Annotated in this window: 17 protein-coding genes; 9 read left to right on the top strand and 8 right to left on the bottom strand. The window is 42.6% G+C overall.

Annotation, left to right across the window (positions count from 1 at the left end; translation table 11 throughout):
- The 6 genes from B3M51_RS06230 to B3M51_RS06205 form a co-directional block, all read left to right on the top strand.
- The coding region (locus B3M51_RS06230; protein ID WP_292757622.1) for a helix-turn-helix domain-containing protein at positions 1-432 on the top strand (432 nt) is incomplete at its 5' end.
- Positions 432-797, top strand: a complete 366-nt coding sequence (locus B3M51_RS06225) for a hypothetical protein (protein ID WP_292757620.1) — start codon at positions 432-434, stop codon at positions 795-797. The genes B3M51_RS06230 and B3M51_RS06225, both read left to right, overlap by 1 nt.
- 17 nt (positions 798-814) lie before the next feature.
- Positions 815-1,600: a uracil-DNA glycosylase family protein gene (locus tag B3M51_RS06220; RefSeq protein WP_292757618.1), complete on the top strand. Its 786-nt coding sequence runs from the start codon at positions 815-817 to the stop codon at positions 1,598-1,600.
- A gap of 222 nt (positions 1,601-1,822) precedes the next feature.
- On the top strand, positions 1,823-1,969 hold the full coding sequence (locus B3M51_RS06215; protein WP_292757616.1) for a hypothetical protein: 147 nt from the start codon (positions 1,823-1,825) through the stop codon (positions 1,967-1,969).
- Between the two features lie 57 nt (positions 1,970-2,026).
- A complete protein-coding gene (locus tag B3M51_RS06210) occupies positions 2,027-3,580 on the top strand; it encodes a hypothetical protein (RefSeq protein WP_292757614.1) in 1,554 nt (517 codons plus the stop codon).
- Between the two features lie 96 nt (positions 3,581-3,676).
- Positions 3,677-4,081 carry a hypothetical protein gene (locus tag B3M51_RS06205; RefSeq protein WP_292757612.1) on the top strand — a complete coding sequence of 135 codons (405 nt, stop codon included), beginning with the start codon at positions 3,677-3,679 and terminating at the stop codon, positions 4,079-4,081.
- 145 nt (positions 4,082-4,226) lie between these two features.
- Here B3M51_RS06205 and B3M51_RS06200 read toward each other — a convergent pair whose 3' ends face one another.
- Positions 4,227-4,958: an HNH endonuclease gene (locus B3M51_RS06200; protein WP_292757610.1), complete on the bottom strand. Its 732-nt coding sequence runs from the start codon at positions 4,956-4,958 to the stop codon at positions 4,227-4,229.
- Between the two features lie 630 nt (positions 4,959-5,588).
- The gene (gene pqqA / locus B3M51_RS06195) at positions 5,589-5,660 is read right to left on the bottom strand and encodes a pyrroloquinoline quinone precursor peptide PqqA (RefSeq protein ID WP_081443609.1); all 72 of its coding nucleotides are present in this window, start codon (positions 5,658-5,660) and stop codon (positions 5,589-5,591) included.
- Positions 5,661-6,021: 361 nt separating this feature from the next.
- Between pqqA (B3M51_RS06195) and B3M51_RS06190 the strand changes: the two genes are divergently transcribed.
- On the top strand, positions 6,022-6,699 hold the full coding sequence (locus B3M51_RS06190) for a plastocyanin/azurin family copper-binding protein (RefSeq protein ID WP_292757608.1): 678 nt from the start codon (positions 6,022-6,024) through the stop codon (positions 6,697-6,699).
- A 783-nt stretch (positions 6,700-7,482) separates the two neighbouring features.
- On the opposite strand, the gene pqqA (B3M51_RS06185) is transcribed toward B3M51_RS06190, so the two are convergent.
- Both pqqA (B3M51_RS06185) and B3M51_RS06180 read right to left on the bottom strand, forming a co-directional pair.
- Positions 7,483-7,554: a pyrroloquinoline quinone precursor peptide PqqA gene (gene pqqA / locus B3M51_RS06185; protein WP_081443609.1), complete on the bottom strand. Its 72-nt coding sequence runs from the start codon at positions 7,552-7,554 to the stop codon at positions 7,483-7,485.
- Between the two features lie 107 nt (positions 7,555-7,661).
- On the bottom strand, positions 7,662-8,738 hold the full coding sequence (locus B3M51_RS06180) for an NAD(P)-dependent alcohol dehydrogenase (RefSeq protein WP_292757606.1): 1,077 nt from the start codon (positions 8,736-8,738) through the stop codon (positions 7,662-7,664).
- Positions 8,739-9,494: 756 nt separating this feature from the next.
- Here B3M51_RS06180 and B3M51_RS06175 point away from each other — a divergent pair.
- Complete coding sequence (locus B3M51_RS06175; RefSeq protein WP_292483302.1) at positions 9,495-11,669, top strand: glutamine synthetase III; 2,175 nt, start codon at positions 9,495-9,497, stop codon at positions 11,667-11,669.
- 239 nt (positions 11,670-11,908) lie between these two features.
- The gene (amt, locus tag B3M51_RS06170) at positions 11,909-15,334 is read left to right on the top strand and encodes an ammonium transporter (protein WP_292757604.1); all 3,426 of its coding nucleotides are present in this window, start codon (positions 11,909-11,911) and stop codon (positions 15,332-15,334) included.
- A 180-nt stretch (positions 15,335-15,514) separates the two neighbouring features.
- Here amt and B3M51_RS06165 read toward each other — a convergent pair whose 3' ends face one another.
- The 4 genes from B3M51_RS06165 to B3M51_RS06150 form a co-directional block, all read right to left on the bottom strand.
- Positions 15,515-17,011 (bottom strand): GGDEF domain-containing protein, encoded by a 1,497-nt coding sequence (locus tag B3M51_RS06165; RefSeq protein ID WP_292757602.1) that lies wholly within the window; start codon positions 17,009-17,011, stop codon positions 15,515-15,517.
- 457 nt (positions 17,012-17,468) lie between these two features.
- Entirely contained in the window at positions 17,469-19,232 is a 1,764-nt protein-coding gene (locus B3M51_RS06160) for a sensor domain-containing diguanylate cyclase (RefSeq protein WP_292757600.1), read from the bottom strand.
- A gap of 560 nt (positions 19,233-19,792) precedes the next feature.
- Positions 19,793-20,356: a hypothetical protein gene (locus tag B3M51_RS06155; RefSeq protein WP_292757598.1), complete on the bottom strand. Its 564-nt coding sequence runs from the start codon at positions 20,354-20,356 to the stop codon at positions 19,793-19,795.
- A 91-nt stretch (positions 20,357-20,447) separates the two neighbouring features.
- Positions 20,448-21,083 (bottom strand): cold shock and DUF1294 domain-containing protein, encoded by a 636-nt coding sequence (locus B3M51_RS06150; RefSeq protein WP_292757596.1) that lies wholly within the window; start codon positions 21,081-21,083, stop codon positions 20,448-20,450.
- Between the last annotated feature and the right edge of the window lie 69 nt (positions 21,084-21,152).

Raw genomic sequence — 21,152 nt, 5'->3', positions numbered from 1 at the left:
ATTCGTACTGTGAGAAATGCTGTTAGTGCAGGTGAGCTAAAAGCAGAAAAAGTGAACAATATTGTCCACATATCCAATCAGTCAGCAATATCTTGGCTTGGCAACAGAAGAGCATTCAAACCCACTCGTTTTATTTCTTCAGTAAAACCTGAGCTAAAGACTATCAAGTCCCCGGCTGAACTAGGTGCATTTCTACGTGCTAGAAGAGAATCATTAGCCCTCGCTCAAAACAGTGCCGATATTGATGCTTTCGATATAAAACATCTAGAGTCTGGGGCTTTTAAACTTCCATTAAGTACTGTTCGCTCTCTAGCTGATTTTTATCAAATTCCAGAAGATGAACTTTTAAGCACCATTATGAAAGTGTTTTTCCCTGAGCAACTCCGTCTCATTCTGGATGCAAATCAATCTTTATCAGAAAGTAATTCTTAATGAGCAGCTTAACGGGAGTACGTAGATACGACCTTAAGCGTCGAGTCAGAATTGCAAAGTTAGTTGGTGAAGATTTTGGGGACGATTTGGACTTTGCACCTTTAGAGCGAACAGCACATGCCCAACAAAGGGCACAGGACAGGGGGGTTAGCAAAGAAATGGAGATTTTACTCCAAATGTTTGGGGCACCCGAAATGCAAAAAGGAGAGACGGAGATCCTCAAAGTACCGAAGAAAGCTCTTAAAGCACTTAGAAAAGCCGTGGATAAATTAGAAAAGTACTATGTAGTCATTAACCCAGAAATTAACACTGCTATCACATACGTACCGGAATATAAGAAAATTAGAACTGTGAGAAACCAATAATGGATATGAAAACAAACATGGAAAACATCAAATTAGAGCATTTCTCAGATCAGGTCATTTCACTAAACCATCATGATTTAGCAAATGCCGAAAAGCTGCCTGGTCCGCTGTTGATCACAACTAAAGTTCAGTATGAAACTTACTATTCGCCTTTTGACTTTATCAAGGAAGATGCAAAGGTAGTTATTGTTGGAATAACCCCTGGTATGCAGCAAGCTAAGAATGCATTACTTAAAGCTAGTGAAATATTAAAGGCTGGTGGGACAGTCGATCAGGCAAGAAAAGAAGCAAAAGTATTTGCGAGTTTCAGTGGCTCAATGAGAAACAATCTTGTGCAGATGCTCGATCATATAGGCCTGAATCAATATCTTGGAATAGATTCTACTCAAAGCTTATTCAAAGAAAATGATAGCTTGGTTCACTTCACATCAGCACTAAGATATCCAGTATTCAAAGACGGCAAAAACTTTAATGAAAGTCCTTTGAAGTTGAAAGAACAAGTGATTGCTTGGTTCGCTGAAGAATGCAAATTATTACCAAACGCTATCTATGTTCCCCTTGGGCCAAAAGTGGCCGATGTTTTGGAGTTAATGATTGAGCTTGGTATCTTAAATTCAGAACAAGTTTTAATCGGATTGCAGCATCCCTCGCCTGCCAACGCTGAGCGTATAGCGTACTTTTTAGAGAGAAAAGACCGCACCAAGCTTTCTAAAGTAACAAATCCAGTCACAATTGATAAAGCTAAGCAGTCAATTTTAAGCAAGATGAGATTTTTAACTAAAGGTGAAGACTTAGTGGCTTAGTGCCCAGTGAATTTTGGCTGAAACGTCCAATTTCTGGCGTAAACGGAGGTTTCTACCCCGTCTCTTGCTGCTTCTCGAGCAGTCTTTTAAGTTGGAAATGGGATTATTCATAGATGGACATTTTAATGGCAAAAAATATCGTAGCCAAAATGCCTACATCACCTTTTCAACTCCTCAACTAGTATTGCACTTGCCATTCAACAAACAACCTAGGAGGATAAAATGGCTAAGCAAAACAATACAAGCAAAACTAATCTGAATCATCACGCTAACCAACTGAATACTAATAAAGGTACGATAGGTGCCAACAAATTGAATGCCAATGTTCAGGGTAATCGTGGCAAGCAACTTAACCCTAACAACAAATAGTTAATGGACATGCCTCCCCACTGAAATATGTGGGGCAGGCTTTAATATGGATTTGTTATGAACTCTGATATTTCTTATGCAACTTTGGGTGAGTTAGTTAAGTTCACATTCTCTGCTTTTGGTGTAATGCCAAGGAAAAATTCCGATGATGGTGACTTCGACGAGACAGCCAAAAAAACGCTGAATCAACTTCTCTTAAGACTCTCAAAAGAGGAAGGAAAACTCTCTGAAAACCTAAATAAAGCCTCAGACACCTTCAGTCAGTTAATATCTTCATATATTCCAAATCCTGGCTTAACTATTGTAATGCACTCCGTGCTGAGTGATTTATTCCTCAACTACAATCACTTAATCATCAATGATGGGACATATTTATCAAAAACTGAGAGTGTGCGATTTTTTCTCGAATTTAAAGCATTAAATTTGTTCGTAGAATCTCTTCATATCCATTCACTTCAACATCGAGCTTTGCTCTCCGGGCTTACCTTTCCCAAAGATAAGTTCTGGTTTCTACCAACTATTGAGGCTGATGGTAAGATCACTCAACCGTTATCTAAAACCATGCATTGGATATATGAACAGTGCGGTGTTTCCCAGCGACAATTTCACATGCCGCTCGAAAACGAGGAAGTTGAGATTTTTGTCCTAGAACAAAATTATGAAAATGCTTCACGTTGGTCCAGGGGGAAAACTTTACCTTCACTGGTCTCATTGCTTGATAACTTTCGTAAGTCATTCGCATACAACAAATTTGAATTATCACCGTCCTTCATAATGTCTGCTGAAAGCGCACTCCTACTTGCTCGGCTCTCAACGTTCATTTCTACTTCAATTTCGAACGAGCTTGGCTCAAAAGTACTTCAGAGTTTGGTGAGTAAATGTGAAAGATATTTTGAATATATTGATGAAGACATTCTCGAGTTCAAAAATGAATATCAACGTGTATTAAACGCCCACACATACTCGCCTGAGCAGCAGAGCACTGTTTGGGACTATATGCTCAGTGACTGGGAAAACTTCTTCTATCAAAAAAAGGAGGAAGTTGCCTCTTACTTGCAGAAAAAAGCAGACACTAACTCGACATTAAGCACTGCTGTAGTAGATGCACTCATTCAGAAATATGGCTCTTACTCAGCAATCATGCCTATTGAGTTAGCTAATGAGCTAAACAGTCGTCCTATTGACAGGGTCTTCGTCAATGGCCTAGGAAAAGGGCTGGAACTAGAAAAAGATACTTCATTGTCATTAAGTTCGGTAAAAGCATACCGAGAAGAATTAGCCGGGATAGGCCTAGAAAGCTCATTAGACTGGCTCCCATTTTGGCTTGAAGGAGTCGTTTATTATCGGAATGAGGACTTCGAGTCAGCATTCAATGCGTTTGATGCAGCCTTCCATAAAGCTAAGTACAAAGCGGGTATAAATCAGTACAAGTTGCTAAATCATTATGTGGAAACGGCCGCAAAAATAGACAATCGACGTGCTTTCAATAAAGGGCTTCAATGGGCCAATTATATTGGTATTAAGATAAGGTGGTTAAGAGATCAAGAGCAAACAGAAGAAAGCATTCGAGTAGCGCATACAATTCTCAAACGTGGAAATTATTCTATCTAAATTGAGCCCCTGGATTACATATCACCAAAAACACTTTACCTTTACTCCAGAGTTACTCTATAGTTTATATGGAGCAAATAATTTAAGGAGTAAGTCATGCTTTCCAATGTTGATTTAGATTCGTTTATCTGTGTGCCAATTTCTTCAGAACTTTATCAAGCTGTCGCGTCACGATATCCGAAGGGTGTGAGTGAAATAATCGATTATGCTGTATCGGATTTTTTAGATAGAATTGAGCTTGACTGGCAAGATGTTCAATTAGGTACCAAGTGGGGCAGACTGTTTCTGCCTGAGGGAACCCTACTTCGCACAAAGTATCGTGGTGAATACATCGAAGCTAAAGTTGGTGATGAGGTAATTCTTTGGAACGACGATGAATATTCCTCTGTGGCCAGCGTTACTAACGCTATGCGAAACAACACCAGCAACAATGCATGGAAAGTAATCGAAATAAAAAGGCCATCCGACAGCCGCTGGCAAATTGCTGATAATTTTCGCTAGATTCGAAAAGCCTTTGGTGTGCACTCGGGGAGGGCCATTTGGGCTCACCTCTCCTCCTCGGTGGCCACCTCTCGGGCAATCTACCGCTGGGGATGGCGGGAGTCATGGGATGCCGGTTTCGAGGGCAGAAATTGCCTACATAAAATTATTTATTCATTTTTGAAAGATGGTTCTTTAATTGCTCTATTCCTAGTGCAGGTTGAGTTCTATGAATCATTGCATGACAATTCGGGCATACAGGAATTAGATCGTTCACTGGGTCCAATTTGTATTGCTGTTTGATTTGCGAAATAGGGATAATGTGATGAACATGAATATAGTTTTTACCTAATTCACCGTAGATTTTCTCAAAATCGAATAAGCACACCGCACAAATATGCCCATGATGTTCTATGCATTTTTTTCTTGCCTCGGCATTCCGCTCATAGGAATTAATTGAAATCTTTTTTTGGGTACCTTCGAAATAGTCCTCCGAACCAAGTATCTCCTCTGGTAGGTTAAACTCATAGTTCTCGTCAGATGCATACCACTTGTCATCTACCCTCTTTAGATTTTTGGATGATAATTCTGGTGTAAAACCTTTAATGACTGGCATACCGTCATCATTCTCACCATAAGTTATTGGAAAAGTTTTTAGCTGATACCCTTCATCCTCAATTAATCTGATGTGCTCTCTAGACTGATCAAAGCCGGCAGATTTACTGCCTCTATTATTAGTAATCCATTCAAGAGCAAAAATTAATGCTGAACTGCCGTTTGTATTTCTGTCCCAGGCACCAAAGATGATGACCTTCTCTTCAACATTTATAAATGACCAACTCCATGTCCAGTTCTTACACGTAGCGCCAAGAGATTGAATGAATTGCTTCCTGCTCATAAGATAATATTGCTCTTATCAATAATTTCTATAGAGGTTATGCCGTATAGTGATTTTCGGCAATCCCAACTTTTTAGAGGATGATTGTGAAAGATTATTGCTGCATGCTGGTGAGTATGACTGGGGAGTTTATTCCCGCCTCTGCTCACCTGCGGCCAACTCTCGGGAAATCGTGGTAGGGGGATCGCGGAAGTAATGGGGTGCCAGTTTCGAGGGCAGAAATTGCCAATCTTGGGAAAGTAGTCCGATCCGGTTTCGCAAGTTCGCATGAAAAATCCTTTGGCTTTCTTATGCTTAGCTGCCAAACACTCCAGAAAAACACCTTAGAAGTTCGTAATAGGTTCGAACTGACAATTGCTTACAAGGGCCACACGGCAAAATACTTACGCTTCTTCTGCTTACTTACTCCCGAGTTCATGTTTACCTGTACTTAAAATCCCTCGACTTTGCGGTCGTGCCGGTTCGATTCCGGCCCCGGGCACCATAAAAACAGGCACTCATTTATGAGTGCTTTTTTTATGCTTGAAATTTGAGATTCGGAAATTTTTTAAAGCTTGGATGAGTAATTTATTAACCCAGCCACAAAAAAGCCCCCTTTCGGGGGCTTTTTGTTTTACGTTGTTTCAAATATTAACGATTACAGATGTACATCGTTACTTCGAAACCGAAACGCATGTCTGAATATTCTGGTTTAGTCCACATGATAATCACCTCTTGGTTATTTCGTTAACTTACGATTCAAATAGTACGCTGAGATTTAAAAAAGCCATAAGGTGATTTGCTTGTCTGGACTCAGGATTTTGCTTTATGTCTTTGCCTAGGGCTTGTTGATCTTTCAGAACCAACACTGCTGGAGGCTATTTTTTCATCCAACAAGACGAAAATGATGCGATGTAGTTGTTCTACATAAGTAATTTCCAACGCCGCAGAGCGGCTATGAAAGATCCATAAGCCCTAAAAGAAAGGGGGTGATAAAAATTAGAGGTTTAATGTAATTTCGAACGTAAGGAAGATGTCACTGTCCTAAGCTTGAACGAAATTTTTTATCAGGAGAGTACAAAATATGTTTAAAACGACTTCGGCGTTTACACAGACAAGAAAAATTACCATGGCACTGACCATGTCGTTCGCGGCCGCCACGCTGTTTACTGCCTGTGGTAGCGATGACAGTTCTGACACCACGCAAAACCAAGAAACGGAAATGAGCTCTGAAAATCAGAGCAATATGGACACGACTGAAAACATCACACCGATGCCATCAGAAACTGAGGTGGTGATTGAAGATGAACCTGTCGCGGAGCTTGATCAGACTGATAACGTCGTAGCAACTGAAGAAGACGCCAGTGAAACAGCCGCTCAAGCCGACGAGCCAAAAAGCGAAGCAGCAGAAACGCATTTCGTAACTGCAGAAGGCCTGAAATTTAATCCGCTGGTCGTCAAAATTAATTCTGGTGACTCTGTGTCTTGGCGCAATATGAGCACACATAACTCTGAATCTATTGATGGTTTGATTCCCGAAGGTGCCGAGAAATGGAACTCGCCGATGAGTGCAAATTATAAGCACACTTTCACAGAAGAAGGCATTTACATCTATAAATGCACACCACATATTGGTTCAGGTATGGGTGGTGTGATCATTGTAGGTAACCCAGTGAACCTCGAACAGATTAAAAATGCCGATGTAAGCGGCGGTGCTGGTCGTCTGGTTAGAAAGGCAATATCTGAAGCAGAAAGTATGTAGTTCTACGTTCAGATAACTAGGCTCTATAAAAAGGCACTTATTTTAAGTGCCTTTTTTATGTCTGATAACTTGTCCTGAAATAAGTCGAAAGATTGGAAACATATTTTGGACAAGCTAAAAACCAAGACTTTAGCATACCCAGAAAGCTTAATCGTTGGTCATAGAAGTGTTTGTTGTTGATCAGGTTGAAAGCCCAAGGCGAGTCATAGACTAACTATGTGTCGAATAAAATTGAACTTTTTCAATAAACGCCGCTCTGACGTTATTTACCTTAAATGGAATCGTTAAAATGACTCTTAGAACCCGAAGAAGCAGCGTATTAGAGCACGCCATAATTCATAGCCAGGATGAATTGGATCGACTGATCAAGGAATTAGATGCCCAAGAGCAACATGAGTTAGAAATGAGCCGTCGATTTGGAAGAAAGCCAAGAAGAATGTCTGGAAAGTCAGCCCCTTTACTACTTGCAAAATCTTTTCAGAATATTCAAAAGTAAAACTGAAAAATAAATTAAGCTTTTAACTTTATTGCAACGTTCCCCAATCAATATCTACAGGAACAATAATTGTCGTAAATTAATATAAAAACACTTAAATCCAGTAAGTTTTTGGTCTTGGCAGATCGATACTGGTCCCGGTAATAAATAAAACAGGCACACATTCATGAGTGCTTTTTTTATGCCTGAAATTTGATATTTAATAATGTGACTGCGTGGTTTAGTCCAAAACTCACCCACAAAAAAGCCCCCTTTCGGAGGCTTCTTGTTTTGCGTTATTTCAAATCTTAACGATTGCAGATGTACATCGTTACTTCGAAACCGAAACGCATGTCTGAATATTCTGGTTTAGTCCACATGATAATCACCTCGTTGGTTGTTTTGTTTGTCTTACAGTTCATATATTACGCCGACAGACAAAAATGCCATAAGGTGATTTGCTTGTTGAGCCTCAGGATTTTGCTGATCAGATCTCTATAGCTACCTTTAAAACACCATCACGCTGATGGGAGAACAAATCATAGGCTTCGGTAATGTTTTCCAGTTTGAAACGGTGCGTCACCATGGGGCTTAAATCCAGTCTGCCGTGGGAAATAACATCCATCAAACGACGCATACGTTCCTTACCGCCGGGGCACAATGAAGTAATGATTTTGTGATCGCCCAATCCCGCGGCAAACGCATTGAGAGGAATGGTCAGATCGGATGAATACACGCCGAGACTTGATAATGTGCCACCGGGCTTCAGGACACGCAAAGCAGCCTCAAACGTGCTTTGTTGACCAAGGGCTTCAATGGCGACATCGACCCCACGTCCTCCGGTCAGTTTCAGTATTTCGGCAACAACATCATCTTTTCGATAATCAAGCGTCACATCCGCGCCCATTTGTTTTGAGATCACCAGACGTTCATCCACACCATCCACCGTAATTATAAAGCTCGCGCCTTTTAATCTGGCCCCGGCTGTGGCACATAAACCAATCGGGCCTTGGGCAAATACAGCCACGATATCGCCAATTTTAATATTGCCGGATTCAGCGCCTGCAAAACCGGTGGACATGATATCGGGGCACATCAGGACCTGCTCATCGGTTAAATTTTCTGGCACGGGCGATAAATTGGCCTGCGCATCCGGCACCAGAAGATATTCAGCCTGGGCCCCATCAATGGTGTTACCAAACCGCCAGCCGCCCATGGGTTTATATCCATGAGAGTGTGATCCACCATCTTGTGCCGAACAGTCATCCTGACAGGCATAGGAGGTATAACTGGGACAGATTGCACCGGCTATAACCCGCTGCCCCTCATGGTAGCCCTGAATATTTTTACCCAGTTTTTCAATGACGCCAACGGGTTCATGACCAATCGTCAGGCCTTTTTCCACGGGATATTCACCTTTGAGAATATGCACATCCGTGCCACAGATGGTGGTTGTAGTAATTTTGATGAGTGCATCATTATCACCAATTTCGGGAATGGGTTTATCATCAATCTCGATGCGACCTGGCTCAATAAAAACTGCTGCTTTCATCATATTTGCCATAACGCTACTCCTCATAACTCTCTGAAATATATAGGACGTTCCCTTAACTTCCATAAAAATGGAAGCGATAGAATCAGCCTAGATCACTTAGAGTTTCAGGTCATTGACCCAGATCATTTCAGGTACAACTTGTTCTCCTTAATAAAGGCTCTGAATATACATTTAGGGGGATAGATAAAAAAAGTCAGGCATAAGCCTGACAAAAATAACGAGAGAGACAACGTCAACTACCAGAAGGATCTTCTGTTGAGATCAGTTATCCGCTTAATTCGCCACAGAAACCGTGAATCACATCTAATATTTAATAAATCGGCATACTCAGCCTGAAAAATAACGTTTTGATTGTAACGAATCACTGACGACTCAAAACAAACAGAAAATCAACAGCCGCTTCTCCCGAAACGGATCATTCTTTTAGCGCCAGATTCGCTTTTTTATCCCGATGCTACTGCGCAATATTTATGCTCCATTTTGGTGCTGACCGCACCTTCTTCGCTCGCAGTAAGACTTTGTCCAGACCTTCTCTGCTTCCATAAAAAATCAGTACCTCAGGCCTGTTCTTGTTTTGCTGAATCTTTTGTTTTCTATGATAATTGGACTGCTTATTGCTTATGACTGTGATTGGACAAAAAGAACTTAATGGTCGTGTTCTGTTCGTCGTTCTGCTCATGATCAATTTTGACTAATTTAAGCTTCTAATAAATGTGTTAAATAAATAAAACACGAATTAACAATCACCTCATAAAGGATAACGAAATGAGTGGAAACGAATCGCGCCTGACAGCCATTTCACAAATTACCAACCGCGAAAAGATCGCTGTGAAAACACCTGAATCACTCGACAAGATTTGGGCAACAGATGTATTCAATCTCGAAACGATGGAACAGGCGCTAAATAAATCGGCATTCAAAGCGGTTAAACAAACAGTACAGACTGGCGCGCCACTTGCACCGGCTGTAGCGGATGTTGTGGCCGCAGCGATGAAGAGCTGGGCGTTATCCAAAGGCGTTAAGTTCTTTTCCCACCTTTTCTATCCAATGACCAATATTACCGCTGAAAAACATGACGGTTTTATTGTGACCAATTCCGAAGGTAATGCGATTACCGAATTTTCTGGCAGCTTATTGATTAAAGGTGAACCGGACGGTTCATCTTTCCCGAACGGCAGCCTGCGTATGACCAATGCTGCACGTGGTTATACCGCCTGGGATCCCACCAGTCCTGCGTTCATTATGCACACCGAAAACGGCTCAACGCTGATGATTCCAAGCGTGTTTATGTCATGGACCGGCGAAGCACTGGATAAAAAAATCCCGTTACTACGTTCCAATGCCGCGATGGATAAAGCTGCTCGCAAAGTACTGTCATTAATGGGTGAAGAAGAAATTGCCCCGCTGAGCTCAAGCTGTGGCGCTGAACAGGAATACTTCCTGATCGACATCAACTTCGCCAATGCACGTCCAGACTTATTATTAGCTGGCCGTACTCTGTTTGGCGCTTCGCCAGCCAAAGGTCAGCAATTTGATGATCATTACTTCGGAGCGATTCCTGAGCGTGTGCAAATCTTTATGCAGGATTTCGAAGACCAGTTGTATCGTCTGGGTATTCCTGCCAAAACTCATCACAACGAAGTGGCTCCCGGCCAGTTCGAAATCGCACCGTATTATGAATCTGCCAACATCGCTGCCGACCACCAGCAGTTGATGATGACGCTGATGAAAAGCACGGCGAAAAAACATGGCTTTATGTGCCTGTTACATGAAAAACCATTCGCCGGAGTCAATGGTTCAGGCAAACACGTCAACTGGTCTGTCGGTAATGCCACGCAAGGCAACTTGCTGGATCCAGGTAGCACCCCGCACGATAACCTCAACTTCCTGTTGTTCTGTGGCGCGGTAATTCGCGGTGTAAACAAATACGGCCCGCTAATGCGTGCTGTTATTGCTTCAGCTTCCAATGACCACCGTTTGGGTGCCAATGAAGCCCCTCCGGCAATCCTGTCTGTGTATCTGGGTGACCAGTTGGAAAAAGTTTTCCAGGATATTAAAGACGGCAATATCGCCTCGTCGAAACAAGGCGGCGAAATGGATTTGGGTCTGTCTCAAATCCTCAAATTCGAGCGTGATCCGGGTGACCGTAACCGTACTTCTCCGTTTGCCTTCACCGGTAACCGTTTTGAATTCCGTGCGGTAGGCTCATCACAATCAGTATCCGGCCCATTAGTGGCAATGAACACCATTCTGGCTGACTCATTAGATTGGATTGCTGAGAAACTGGAATCCGAACTGGCGAAAACGGAATCAAGAACCACTGCGGTTTTAGCCGTATTGAAAACGCTGATGGAAGAAAATGGCAATGTAGTGTTCGGTGGCGATGGTTATTCTGCTGAATGGCATAAAATGGCGGTTGAGGAACGTGGTTTGAAAAACCTGCCGACCTCAGCCGATGCACTTCCGTACCTGCGTGATGAGTCAATTCGCGAGCTGTTCAAGCGAACCAATGTGTTTTCACCGGTCGAGCTGGAAAGCCGTTTTGAAGTCTATGCCGAGCAGTACATTTTATCGATTGAGGTCGAAGCCAAACTGGTTATCGAAATGGCCAAAACCATGATTTACCCAGCTGCCACACAATATCTGGGCGAATTATCAATGACCTGTTCCGGTATGACTGATCTGGGTATCGAAATGGATAACTCGATTGCCAGCTCAATTGCCAACGAAACCAATGCCATGATAGCGGCGGTAGCCGAACTGTCAAAAGCCATTACCAAACATGACTTTGATTCCATCGAAGCACATATGAACTACTGCGCAAATGATATCCATACATTAATGGATAAAGTCCGTGCTCATGTCGATGCGTTAGAAACGGAAGTAGCCGATGACTTATGGCCACTGCCGAAATACCGCGAGATGTTGTTTATCAAATAAACTAACATCTTCGTTACAGGCAACAAAAAAGGGCCAGAGAATTTTCTCTGGCCCTTTTGTTTTTAAGATCCCTTGTTAAATCACTTTCTATTCACTTCGCTTATTTTTAGCTGAAATGGCACAATTTCTGCTCCTTGAGAAGTCACAACACTTGATATGGCGCGGGCTGGCGCTATTGTGTCAATAACTGCCAGGCCTTCGCACCGATAGAGTGCTGACTTTATCTTCGGAGACGGATAATGCCTGATATGAGTGCGCTGGATGCTTTGTGGATTTTAATTGCAGCAATGCTGGTTCTGATTATGCAGGGCGGTTTCCTTTGTCTGGAGTCTGGTCTGACCCGAAGTAAAAATGCGATTAACGTAGCGCTTAAAAACGCCTTTGATTTGATCGTTACCGCCATGCTCTTCTGGTTGTTTGGGTTTGGCATCATGTTTGGTGCCCATGAAGGCATGAAACTCGATACTCACTGGTTTATTGCCGATTTTTCCAGAGACGAATTCTGGCACGCCAGTTTTTTCTTTTTCCAATTAACCTTTTGTGCCACAGCCGCCACGATTGTCTCCGGTGCCATCGCTGAACGCAGTCGCTTTGTGGTTTATATCATCATCACCGCGTTGATCAGCCTGCTGCTCTACCCGGTGTTTGGTCACTGGGTCTGGAGCAGCGCTGTCAATGAATCTCCTGGCTGGCTAGAAGCTATGGGGTTCACTGATTTTGCGGGTAGTACCGTGGTACACAGTGTTGGTGGTTGGGTTGCCCTTGCCGCTGTTATTGTTATCGGCCCACGTACCGGGCGTTTCATTCGAGATAAAGTACAAAACATTCCAGGCAGCAACCTGCCGCTGGCAATACTTGGCATGCTGTTTTTTATGATCGGTTGGATAGGCTTTAATGGTGGCAGCACACTGGCTTTTACCACCGCTATTGCCGGCATTATCGTCAACACCATCATCGCAGCAGCTGCCGGGGGGATCACCGCCATCCTGCTATCAAAAACACAACCGGATAACAGCCAAACTACGTCTCTGACGATTAATGGCACCCTGGCAGGATTAGTCGCGATTACGGCAGGCTGCCATGTAGTGTCTACACCGCAAGCAGCATTAATCGGGGCTCTGGGTGCGATAGTGATGTTTCTGGCTGAAAAACAGATGCACCGTATGCAGCTGGATGATGCCATTTCCGCAGTGCCAGTACATTTGGTAGCCGGAATCTGGGGCACATTGGCTGTCGCAATTTTTGGTGATTTGCAGCTGCTTGATACTGGCTTAAGCCGCTTGGGCCAACTGCAGGTTCAGCTGCTTGGCATATTTGCCTGTGCCCTGTTTATTTTTCCGCTGACAATCACATTTCTCTTTTTGCTAAACCGTTTCATACCTTTGCGCGTCAGTATCGAAGCCGAGCAGCAGGGGTTGAATGTTTCAGAACATGGCGCGAAGACTGAACTGACTGATCTGCTTTCAGCTATGCAAAATCAAGAGCGTAGTGGTGATCTGAAGCAACGGGTGCCAGTTGAGCCTTTTACCGAGGTTGGCCAGATTGCCTCTCAGTACAACCGGGTGATTGCGAACTTAAATCGTATGGTGACACGCACCCGATTGATTGTGCGTGATATGCGAGACGGGGTAATCACCTTCTCCAGCCAGGGGATTGTGACCAGCGCCAATCCAGGCGTGGAAATTATGTTCGGTCTTCCAGCCCACCAGTTAGTCGGGCAGCCAACCGATGTATTACTTCATGAACAAAACCAGCAAACTTTTTCGGGCACAACTCCGGAGCGTTTATTTGTCACCCTGGCCAGTAGTCAACAACCGGGGCCTTATGAAATCATCGCCAGACATAGTCAAGGCACCCCTTTTACACTCGAAGTCACCACAACTGCCAGCCCAACCGAGGAAGGCGTGCAATACAGCGCTATGCTGAGAGATATCAGTGAAAGAAAAAAGATGGAGGCTCGTCTGCACCGTCACTCTGAGTTGGCACAAGTCACACTGGAAGCCATCACTGAAGCCGTTGTCACCTGTGATGCAGCCTATAACATCGTCTACCTGAACCCGATGGCCAGTGAACTATTGGGACAGACATCCGAACAGGCATTCGGACAGCCGATTGATGACATTATTCTGATTGAGGACAGTGAAGCGACTCAAATTAACATTACGGCATTGTGTCAGGAGTACTCAGTTAAATCGCCTAACACCAGCCAAAAACGTCTGTTTCTGCTGAAAAACAAGCAAGGGGATGAGTTTGAAGTGCAGCTGAACTGTGCGCCCTTGCTCGATACCAACCGCCAAAATATAGGCTGGGTAGTGGCACTACAGGACATTACCCAGAATAGTCGTTTGCAAAAGATGCTCAGCTTTCAGGCGGTGCACGATACCCTGACAGGCCTTATCAACCGACGGGAATTTGAAAAGCGCTTGGAATCGCTGATCAATGAAGCCCACCACGATAAAGCAGAGCACTTGCTTTGCTATCTCGATTTAGACCAGTTCAAATTGGTAAATGACACCTGTGGTCATAGAGCTGGTGATGTTCTGTTGAAGCAACTCTCCAGTCTCCTTAAACCCGTACTGCGTCAAAGCGATACTCTGGCAAGGCTGGGGGGGGATGAATTCGGGGTGCTGCTCAGTCATTGTCCTATTGAAAAAGGTCTGGATATTGCCGAGACACTACGAAAAACCGTCACTGCTTTTCGTTTTTCCTGGGAAGGCCAGGTGTTTTCTGTCGGCGTCAGTATCGGTTTGGTCAGTATTACAGAAGCCAGTGGCAGCCTGGATGAAGTGTTGAGCCATGCAGATGCCGCCTGTTATGCCGCCAAAGATCGCGGGCGTAACCGGGTGCATCTGTTTCAGCCGGATGATATTCAGGCCCAGGAACGCCAGGGTCAAATTCAATGGGCCAGTCGGCTACAGGAAGCACTCGATAAAGACCTTTTCCGGCTTTATTTTCAAACGATTGTTCCGCTGGAAAACAGTGATAACATCATGCCACATTATGAAATTCTGGCCCGAATGATCGGACCAGAGGGCGAAATCATTCCGCCAGGTGCCTTTATTCCAGCGGCAGAACGTTTTGGATTAATGCCCAAAATCGACCAGTGGGTCATTCGTAACACACTGTCCTGGATGGGTGATCAACTTCGCCAGAATCAGCAGCCCGTATTTTGCTCAATTAACCTGTCTGGTGCCTCAATTGGTCGTGAAGACTGCCTCCAATTAATTCAGGAACAACTGGAAAAACGCAAAGTACCGGCAAATAATATTTGCTTTGAAATTACTGAAACTGCCGCCATCGCTGATCCAGCCAATGCCGGTCGCTTCATTACCGAACTGAAACGCTTAGGCTGCCAGTTTGCTCTGGATGATTTCGGAAGTGGCCTGTCTTCATTCGGCTATCTGAAACAATTACCCGTCGACTACTTGAAAATTGACGGTATTTTCATTCAGGAGCTCGCCAATAACCGGATTGACCAAGCCATGGTCGCTTCAATTAACAATATCGGCCATATTATGGGGTTAAAGACCATTGCAGAATTTGTTGAAGACGCTGCAACACTCAATATCCTGCGTCAGATTGGAGTGGATTATGTTCAGGGCTATTACCTGTCACGGCCAGAACCCTTGGAATCACTGACCAGTGTTCGGGTTATGCCGCGTTGAATAACGCTTCGTTAGGGGCAAAATTTTAGGTAATAGATTCAAAATAATTAAAAAAGCTTCCTGAACTTTGCTGAATGCAGCAAATGGTCAGCTATCTTTGACGAAATACTTTTATAAATTAGCTAAAATCAGTTTGGCTGAGCCCCATCACTCAATATGAATTCGGGCTTTCAACAATTGCTACTCATGAGCAGCCTGAAAAAGCTTGACGATATTTCGCCCATTTTTCTTAGCGTCGTACATAGCAGAATCAGCACAATTTAATAATTCATCATCTTCAGTGCTGTTTAATGGATAAAGCGCAACGCCTATGCTGGCTCCAACACTTACTTTTACACCCTCAATCTTCATTGATGACTGTAAGGACTTTAGAATTTTCTCTCCCACCTGCAAAGCGGTCTGTTCATTGCTTACTTTATGAAGCAATACCACGAACTCATCGCCCCCCAGTCTCGCTACCGAATCTGGTTTACGCAGACAGGCACGAATCCGTGCGGCACATTCAAGCAATACAGCATCACCCACATCGTGGCCATAAGTGTCATTAATGGGTTTAAATTCATCCAAATCAATAAACATTAAGGCCAAAGAGTATTTATCCCGTTCCGCCATGCTAATAGCTAAATGCAACCGCTCTCGAAAAAGTATTCGGTTCGGTAAACCGGTCAGTGGATCGTGATGAGCAAGATGCTGTGTATGTTCTTCCATAACTTTTCTATCAGTAATATCGTAAAACCAACCCAACATCATTTGCTTGCTGTGATAATCGATCTGAAGATAGGAGGCGAGAACCCATTTAGTGATTTTCTGAGCTCCATCAAAATTCAGTTCAACTAACTGGTTAGTAATCTGCTCACCTCGCTCAATTATCTTCACCGCATCATCATATTCCACTTTATTGGCGTAATAGCGTCGCGGAGTGATACCGATGGCTGACTCATATTTATTTTCGATTAAACCTGTATAACTTTTATTGGCAAATACAACCTCTTGATTGGTTATATCAATTATTGATGCCGCAATGGGGCTGAAATCCAACATCATTCTCAAGCGAGACTCGTTTTCTAGCGCTTGGATATGAAGCTTAGCGTTTTCCAGAAAAGTTTCGCCGGTCTTTTTAGCTGACAAAAATACAAATAATGTGAATAGCAAGAGCATTGAGCTCATACCGAGGGAAATCGTTTCGCCCTGCTGAAAAAGAAAGATTATATGTGGGAACAAAGTAGGTAGAACGAATGCAGTAACAGATATGCGATCTACTGAGAGTGAAGCCATAGCTCCCGCAGCCAATCCTCCGATGGTAAAGGACACAAATGCCTGATGAGAGATATTTCCCTCAGGCATCATAACCACTCCTCCTACACCCCAGATAATGCCCGTAATTAAAACGCTAAAACGAAAATACTGTAACCAACGCTTCTGATCGTGTTTAGGTTTTGCGTCTTTGCTTTGCCACTTATTGAACAAAATAAGTCTTAGGATCACGACACTCATTAAAGTCCCGTACCAGCTCAATGAGGTGGTTAAGGGAATAATGGGCTGTTGAACAACAACCAATACCAACCCTAAGAATGCACTAATAGTGATTGAAAAAATGATTCCCGAAAAAAGCATTTTGACTTTTTGGTTTAAGACACTTTCAATGTAAACTGGGTGGTCTGAATTTGGCTGAGCCATATAACAACCTAATTTAACCTTCTGATATGGAAATGAATTTTTGTTCTTATCCTCAGAAATTTTTATCACTTGAGGATCAGAAATCTTACTCCCTTGTGTTAAGAATGTAAGTGAACAGGTATCAAATTTTAAATTAGTTATTTAGGCCCCATATTCTGCTACAGAAAAATATTCAGCTACACCTGGATTTATCTCAAAATATTAACCAAGACCAAAATCTTATACATGGTCTTACTTATCTCCCTCTAATGCTTATGTTCTCATTAAACATGAAGAAGTATCCTGGGGAATTTGAAGCTACTTCAGGAAAAACTGATGATTAAAAAGATAATTATCTTATGTAGATCACAATTAATTTATTCACACCTTTGATCACGCTTTATAGGTTAAATTTAAACTGGCCTTATACTCTTATTAAGTTCCGTTTAATGCTCAAAAGTGCTCTATGAGATTCTATTTACCCAGCTTGAACTTCGGTTTCTAGCGGTTGCATTTCAGCACAATTGACTCGATTTCTGCCCATCGTTTTCGCCTGATATAAGGCTGTATCTGCCAGTCCGACAATCGATTCTATCGAAAGGTCATCCTGAGTTTGTTCAGCAACACCGAAGCTTGCCGTAACATTTATTGTCTGGCTTTGGTAGATAACAGGATGCTGCATAATCGTTAAACGTAGGCGCTCTGCCAATTGTCTGGCTTTTTCTATATCTGTTTCAGGTAAATATAAAACAAATTCTTCTCCGCCCCAGCGTGAGGCGACATCCCCTTTTCTGATGCAATCTATGATCAGTCTACCGATTTGACATAACACTTCATCCCCACCGTCATGACCATACTCATCATTCAGTTTTTTAAAATTATCCAGGTCAAAAATGATAATACTGCCGGTTCTTCCATTTCGCAGACTATTGCTCCAGGCTTTTTCAGTTGACTTTAGAAAGCCCCGGCGATTATTGAGCTGGGTTAATGGATCGGTATCAGCCAATTTTTCCACATGCGCTTTTTGAGCCTGGATACCACGGATCCGGCTGGACAAGGCCAGAGCTAATAAAGTCGCTTCAATGAGCATACCGATTTCTGCAGCTCTGAACAGCCATGGATTAAAGGGAATAAAGCCCCAGGTAGAGATCGCGGTAAGCATTATCCCCAGGCAACCAGCACTGACAGCAAAGACGAAATAAATGGCATGCGGAATATTACGTTTCAGTGCAAAGACTCCCATCCCAAACATCAGCATGATGTACAACGTGACAAAGCTAAACGCTAATAAGAGTGCTATGCCTTGTAGCGATAAAACCACGCAGAGTGCAAACAGACTCATCGATGACACAATAATGATTGATAGCGCTTTGACCGTTCGCTTTGAATATCGCTTGATATTGAGGAACAACAGGCCAAAAGTCAGTCCGAGACTGCATACCAGCAATAATAATAATGGCTGAATCCATTGTTGAACTTGGGGAGAATCCGGCCACAGAAACATAAAGCCATGTCCCGTGTAGCCCATGTTTGTCAATAGAAAAATGAGCATCAAACTGCTGTAAGCCAGATAGATTTTTTCACGAAGACCTATGTACAGCATGGCGTTGTAAAGCATCAGCGCTAACAAGTATCCATAAATCAGTCCATAACTGTACTGTTCGAGCGATTGCTTGGTTTGCTGCTGATCGGCAGACAACAGGTATATGGGCATGACCATCGGATCTGGAGTAACGAACCGAATAAGCAAGTCTGTTTGCCCAGGCGGAAAGTTGATGGAGGCTTGAAAATTTCGGGTTATAAACGGTCTTTGCGAAAAGGGATATTGATCCCCCATTTGGTACTGGGTTATTTTGCCGGACGCGTGATGAAAAGCAGCAATTTCAATGTTATCCATCCATGAATTATCAATGACCAGCCGCCGCTGACTATTCTCTGAATTATTGTTGTTTACGGTAATGCCCAACCAGATTGGTGCAACAGCAATACCGAAAGTGAGAACGCCCTGCTTGCTGGGTTGAAACTGTTGTTGCTGATAGAGCGTTAAGGCTTGCTCCAGACTGAGTTTATTTTGTTCGATGAAATAACTGGAATGTAATCCTAAAGGAGCCGCCTCAATTTGCGAAAGGTCGATAATATCGGCCCAACTCGCCTGAGTTAAGGATAATAAAAGCGTAAAGAACAGTAATAGCCTTACCCATACACGTCTGCTGAAATACCTAAAGCCTGCTACTGAACTCAAACTGTTTCCTTAAACTGCTATTAATAAATCAATAACATCCCATTCAATTGATTTTATTAAGCTTATGAAATCAGTGTTCAATAGCCAAACATCCATTCTGGCAGTTCACTAGCCAAGCTAAATTTAGTAAGTAGCAATAACTGTTTTTTAATATTCCATAATTTGGCTTTGGCCGCAATTCTAATAAGGTTTAACAAGACAAGGTTATTCAGCTTAGGCCATAGATCAACATTGTTCTAGCCCATCATTTATATCGAGAATTGTTCAAAGGAATCAAACTTGATTTCTTTTTATACTTTTTCAAGTTAGCTGACCCCTTGATTACTTTCTATTTTTACATTTATTAGATGTTATCAATATATCTTTAATTGCTGGTAAATAACTTACAGCTTCATCGTGATAATAATGGGAGCCACAGCCACTAATTAACAATACCATTAAAGCCAAACTATCGTCCTTTTCACTGATGCACAGTTTCTCCTTTTATATCTAACAGCACCCTTTAATCAATCTACGATCAAGAGGTTAGCCACTGGCCGAGCTTCTAAATCCATAATTTGTTAGTTACCATTTGGACACATTTCTTGCCATAACCAAAGATGATTTTCATCAAGAATTGATTTAACATAGGCGTCATCCTGCTCCCTCCACTGGATATCTTGGCGGCACCATTCAATACCTTTAAATTCCCTACAATGCCCATCGATCACATCAAATGTTATTCCAGCACTAGTTAAAAGATTTATAACTTCAGGGTTACGGTCTGATAGAAAAACCTCGTCCTTAACTTGTCCTACATTTCTCCAAGACTTTCGACAACACTTTTCTGAGCATGGATTCATTCTGAGATCAGAGTGTATTTTTTCAAAGTTAGCTTTATCATCTTCTTTCACGCAAATCCACGTATAACGCGGATCAGGTTCGGGGTGGAAAAGATGCTGGAATTTCCTGTCATCTTTTTTTGGAACTATAAAATCAATATTATTAACCGCGAATTCGGAAATTATTAGATCTTGTTTTAGGTCAGTTAAAACACAGCCTTCCCAGCCAATATCAGAATTACATCCCATTAATAAAGTAGCTAACACAAAAGTAAAAACTAGCTTTTGTTTTATAAAGAACATATGACACCTTCTTATGGAGGGTGAACCCTTTGATAGCATTATGAATAAATCCGCTTTGACCACGTTCAAGGGTTCACCCAACTTGATTTGCTTATAAGCCATTGAATAATGGAAAAACCACATTATTCATGAAGTTTGCTCCTTTCTCTGTATGAAGCCAAAACAAACCAGCTAAATTCAACAAAACTGTTACCCAATAAACATTTATAAACGCTTTCTTGATTGATTTATGGCGTAATTTCTTTTGGGCGATATAGGCACCCGGCCATCCACCGATTAGAGAAATTAAATGCAATGTGCTTTCTTGGATTCTCCATTGGCCATTTTGAGCCGCGGATTTATCCATCGCGTAAGCGATAAACGCAATCAGACTCATGATTAGATACAGACCGACTATAACTAAAGGTAACTTTCCACTTAAGACGGACACAAACAGCCCAATGAAAAAGACAACAGTAAAGACGCCACCGAAGCCTCTTTGGCTTTTTACTTTTTCTCGTTTTTTTGACTTAGAAATGTCACGAGCAAATTGAATATTTTCGGCTTTATAACGATTGTTAATATCACGGGCTATTTCGTAGATAATGACTTCACCATTCACTGGTCTACGGAATGGTGGGTTGAAGGCTTTAATATGGACAAAAGCACGCTCTCCACCGCCATTTGGCTCGACAAAACCAAAGCCTCGATCATCATTCCAATTTGATATTTTCCCTTGCAGCTTCATGCTTTCCCTCGCATTTTATATCTACCAGCTTGTAGGGTGCCTCTGGCATAACGTCGAACTTGCTAGCTC

Source organism: Methylophaga sp. UBA2689, from assembly GCA_002354555.1.
Taxonomy (GTDB): Bacteria; Pseudomonadota; Gammaproteobacteria; order Nitrosococcales; family Methylophagaceae; genus Methylophaga.
The sequence above is the reverse complement of the archived record's forward strand: the minus strand, read 5'-3'. Positions and strand labels throughout refer to the sequence as shown.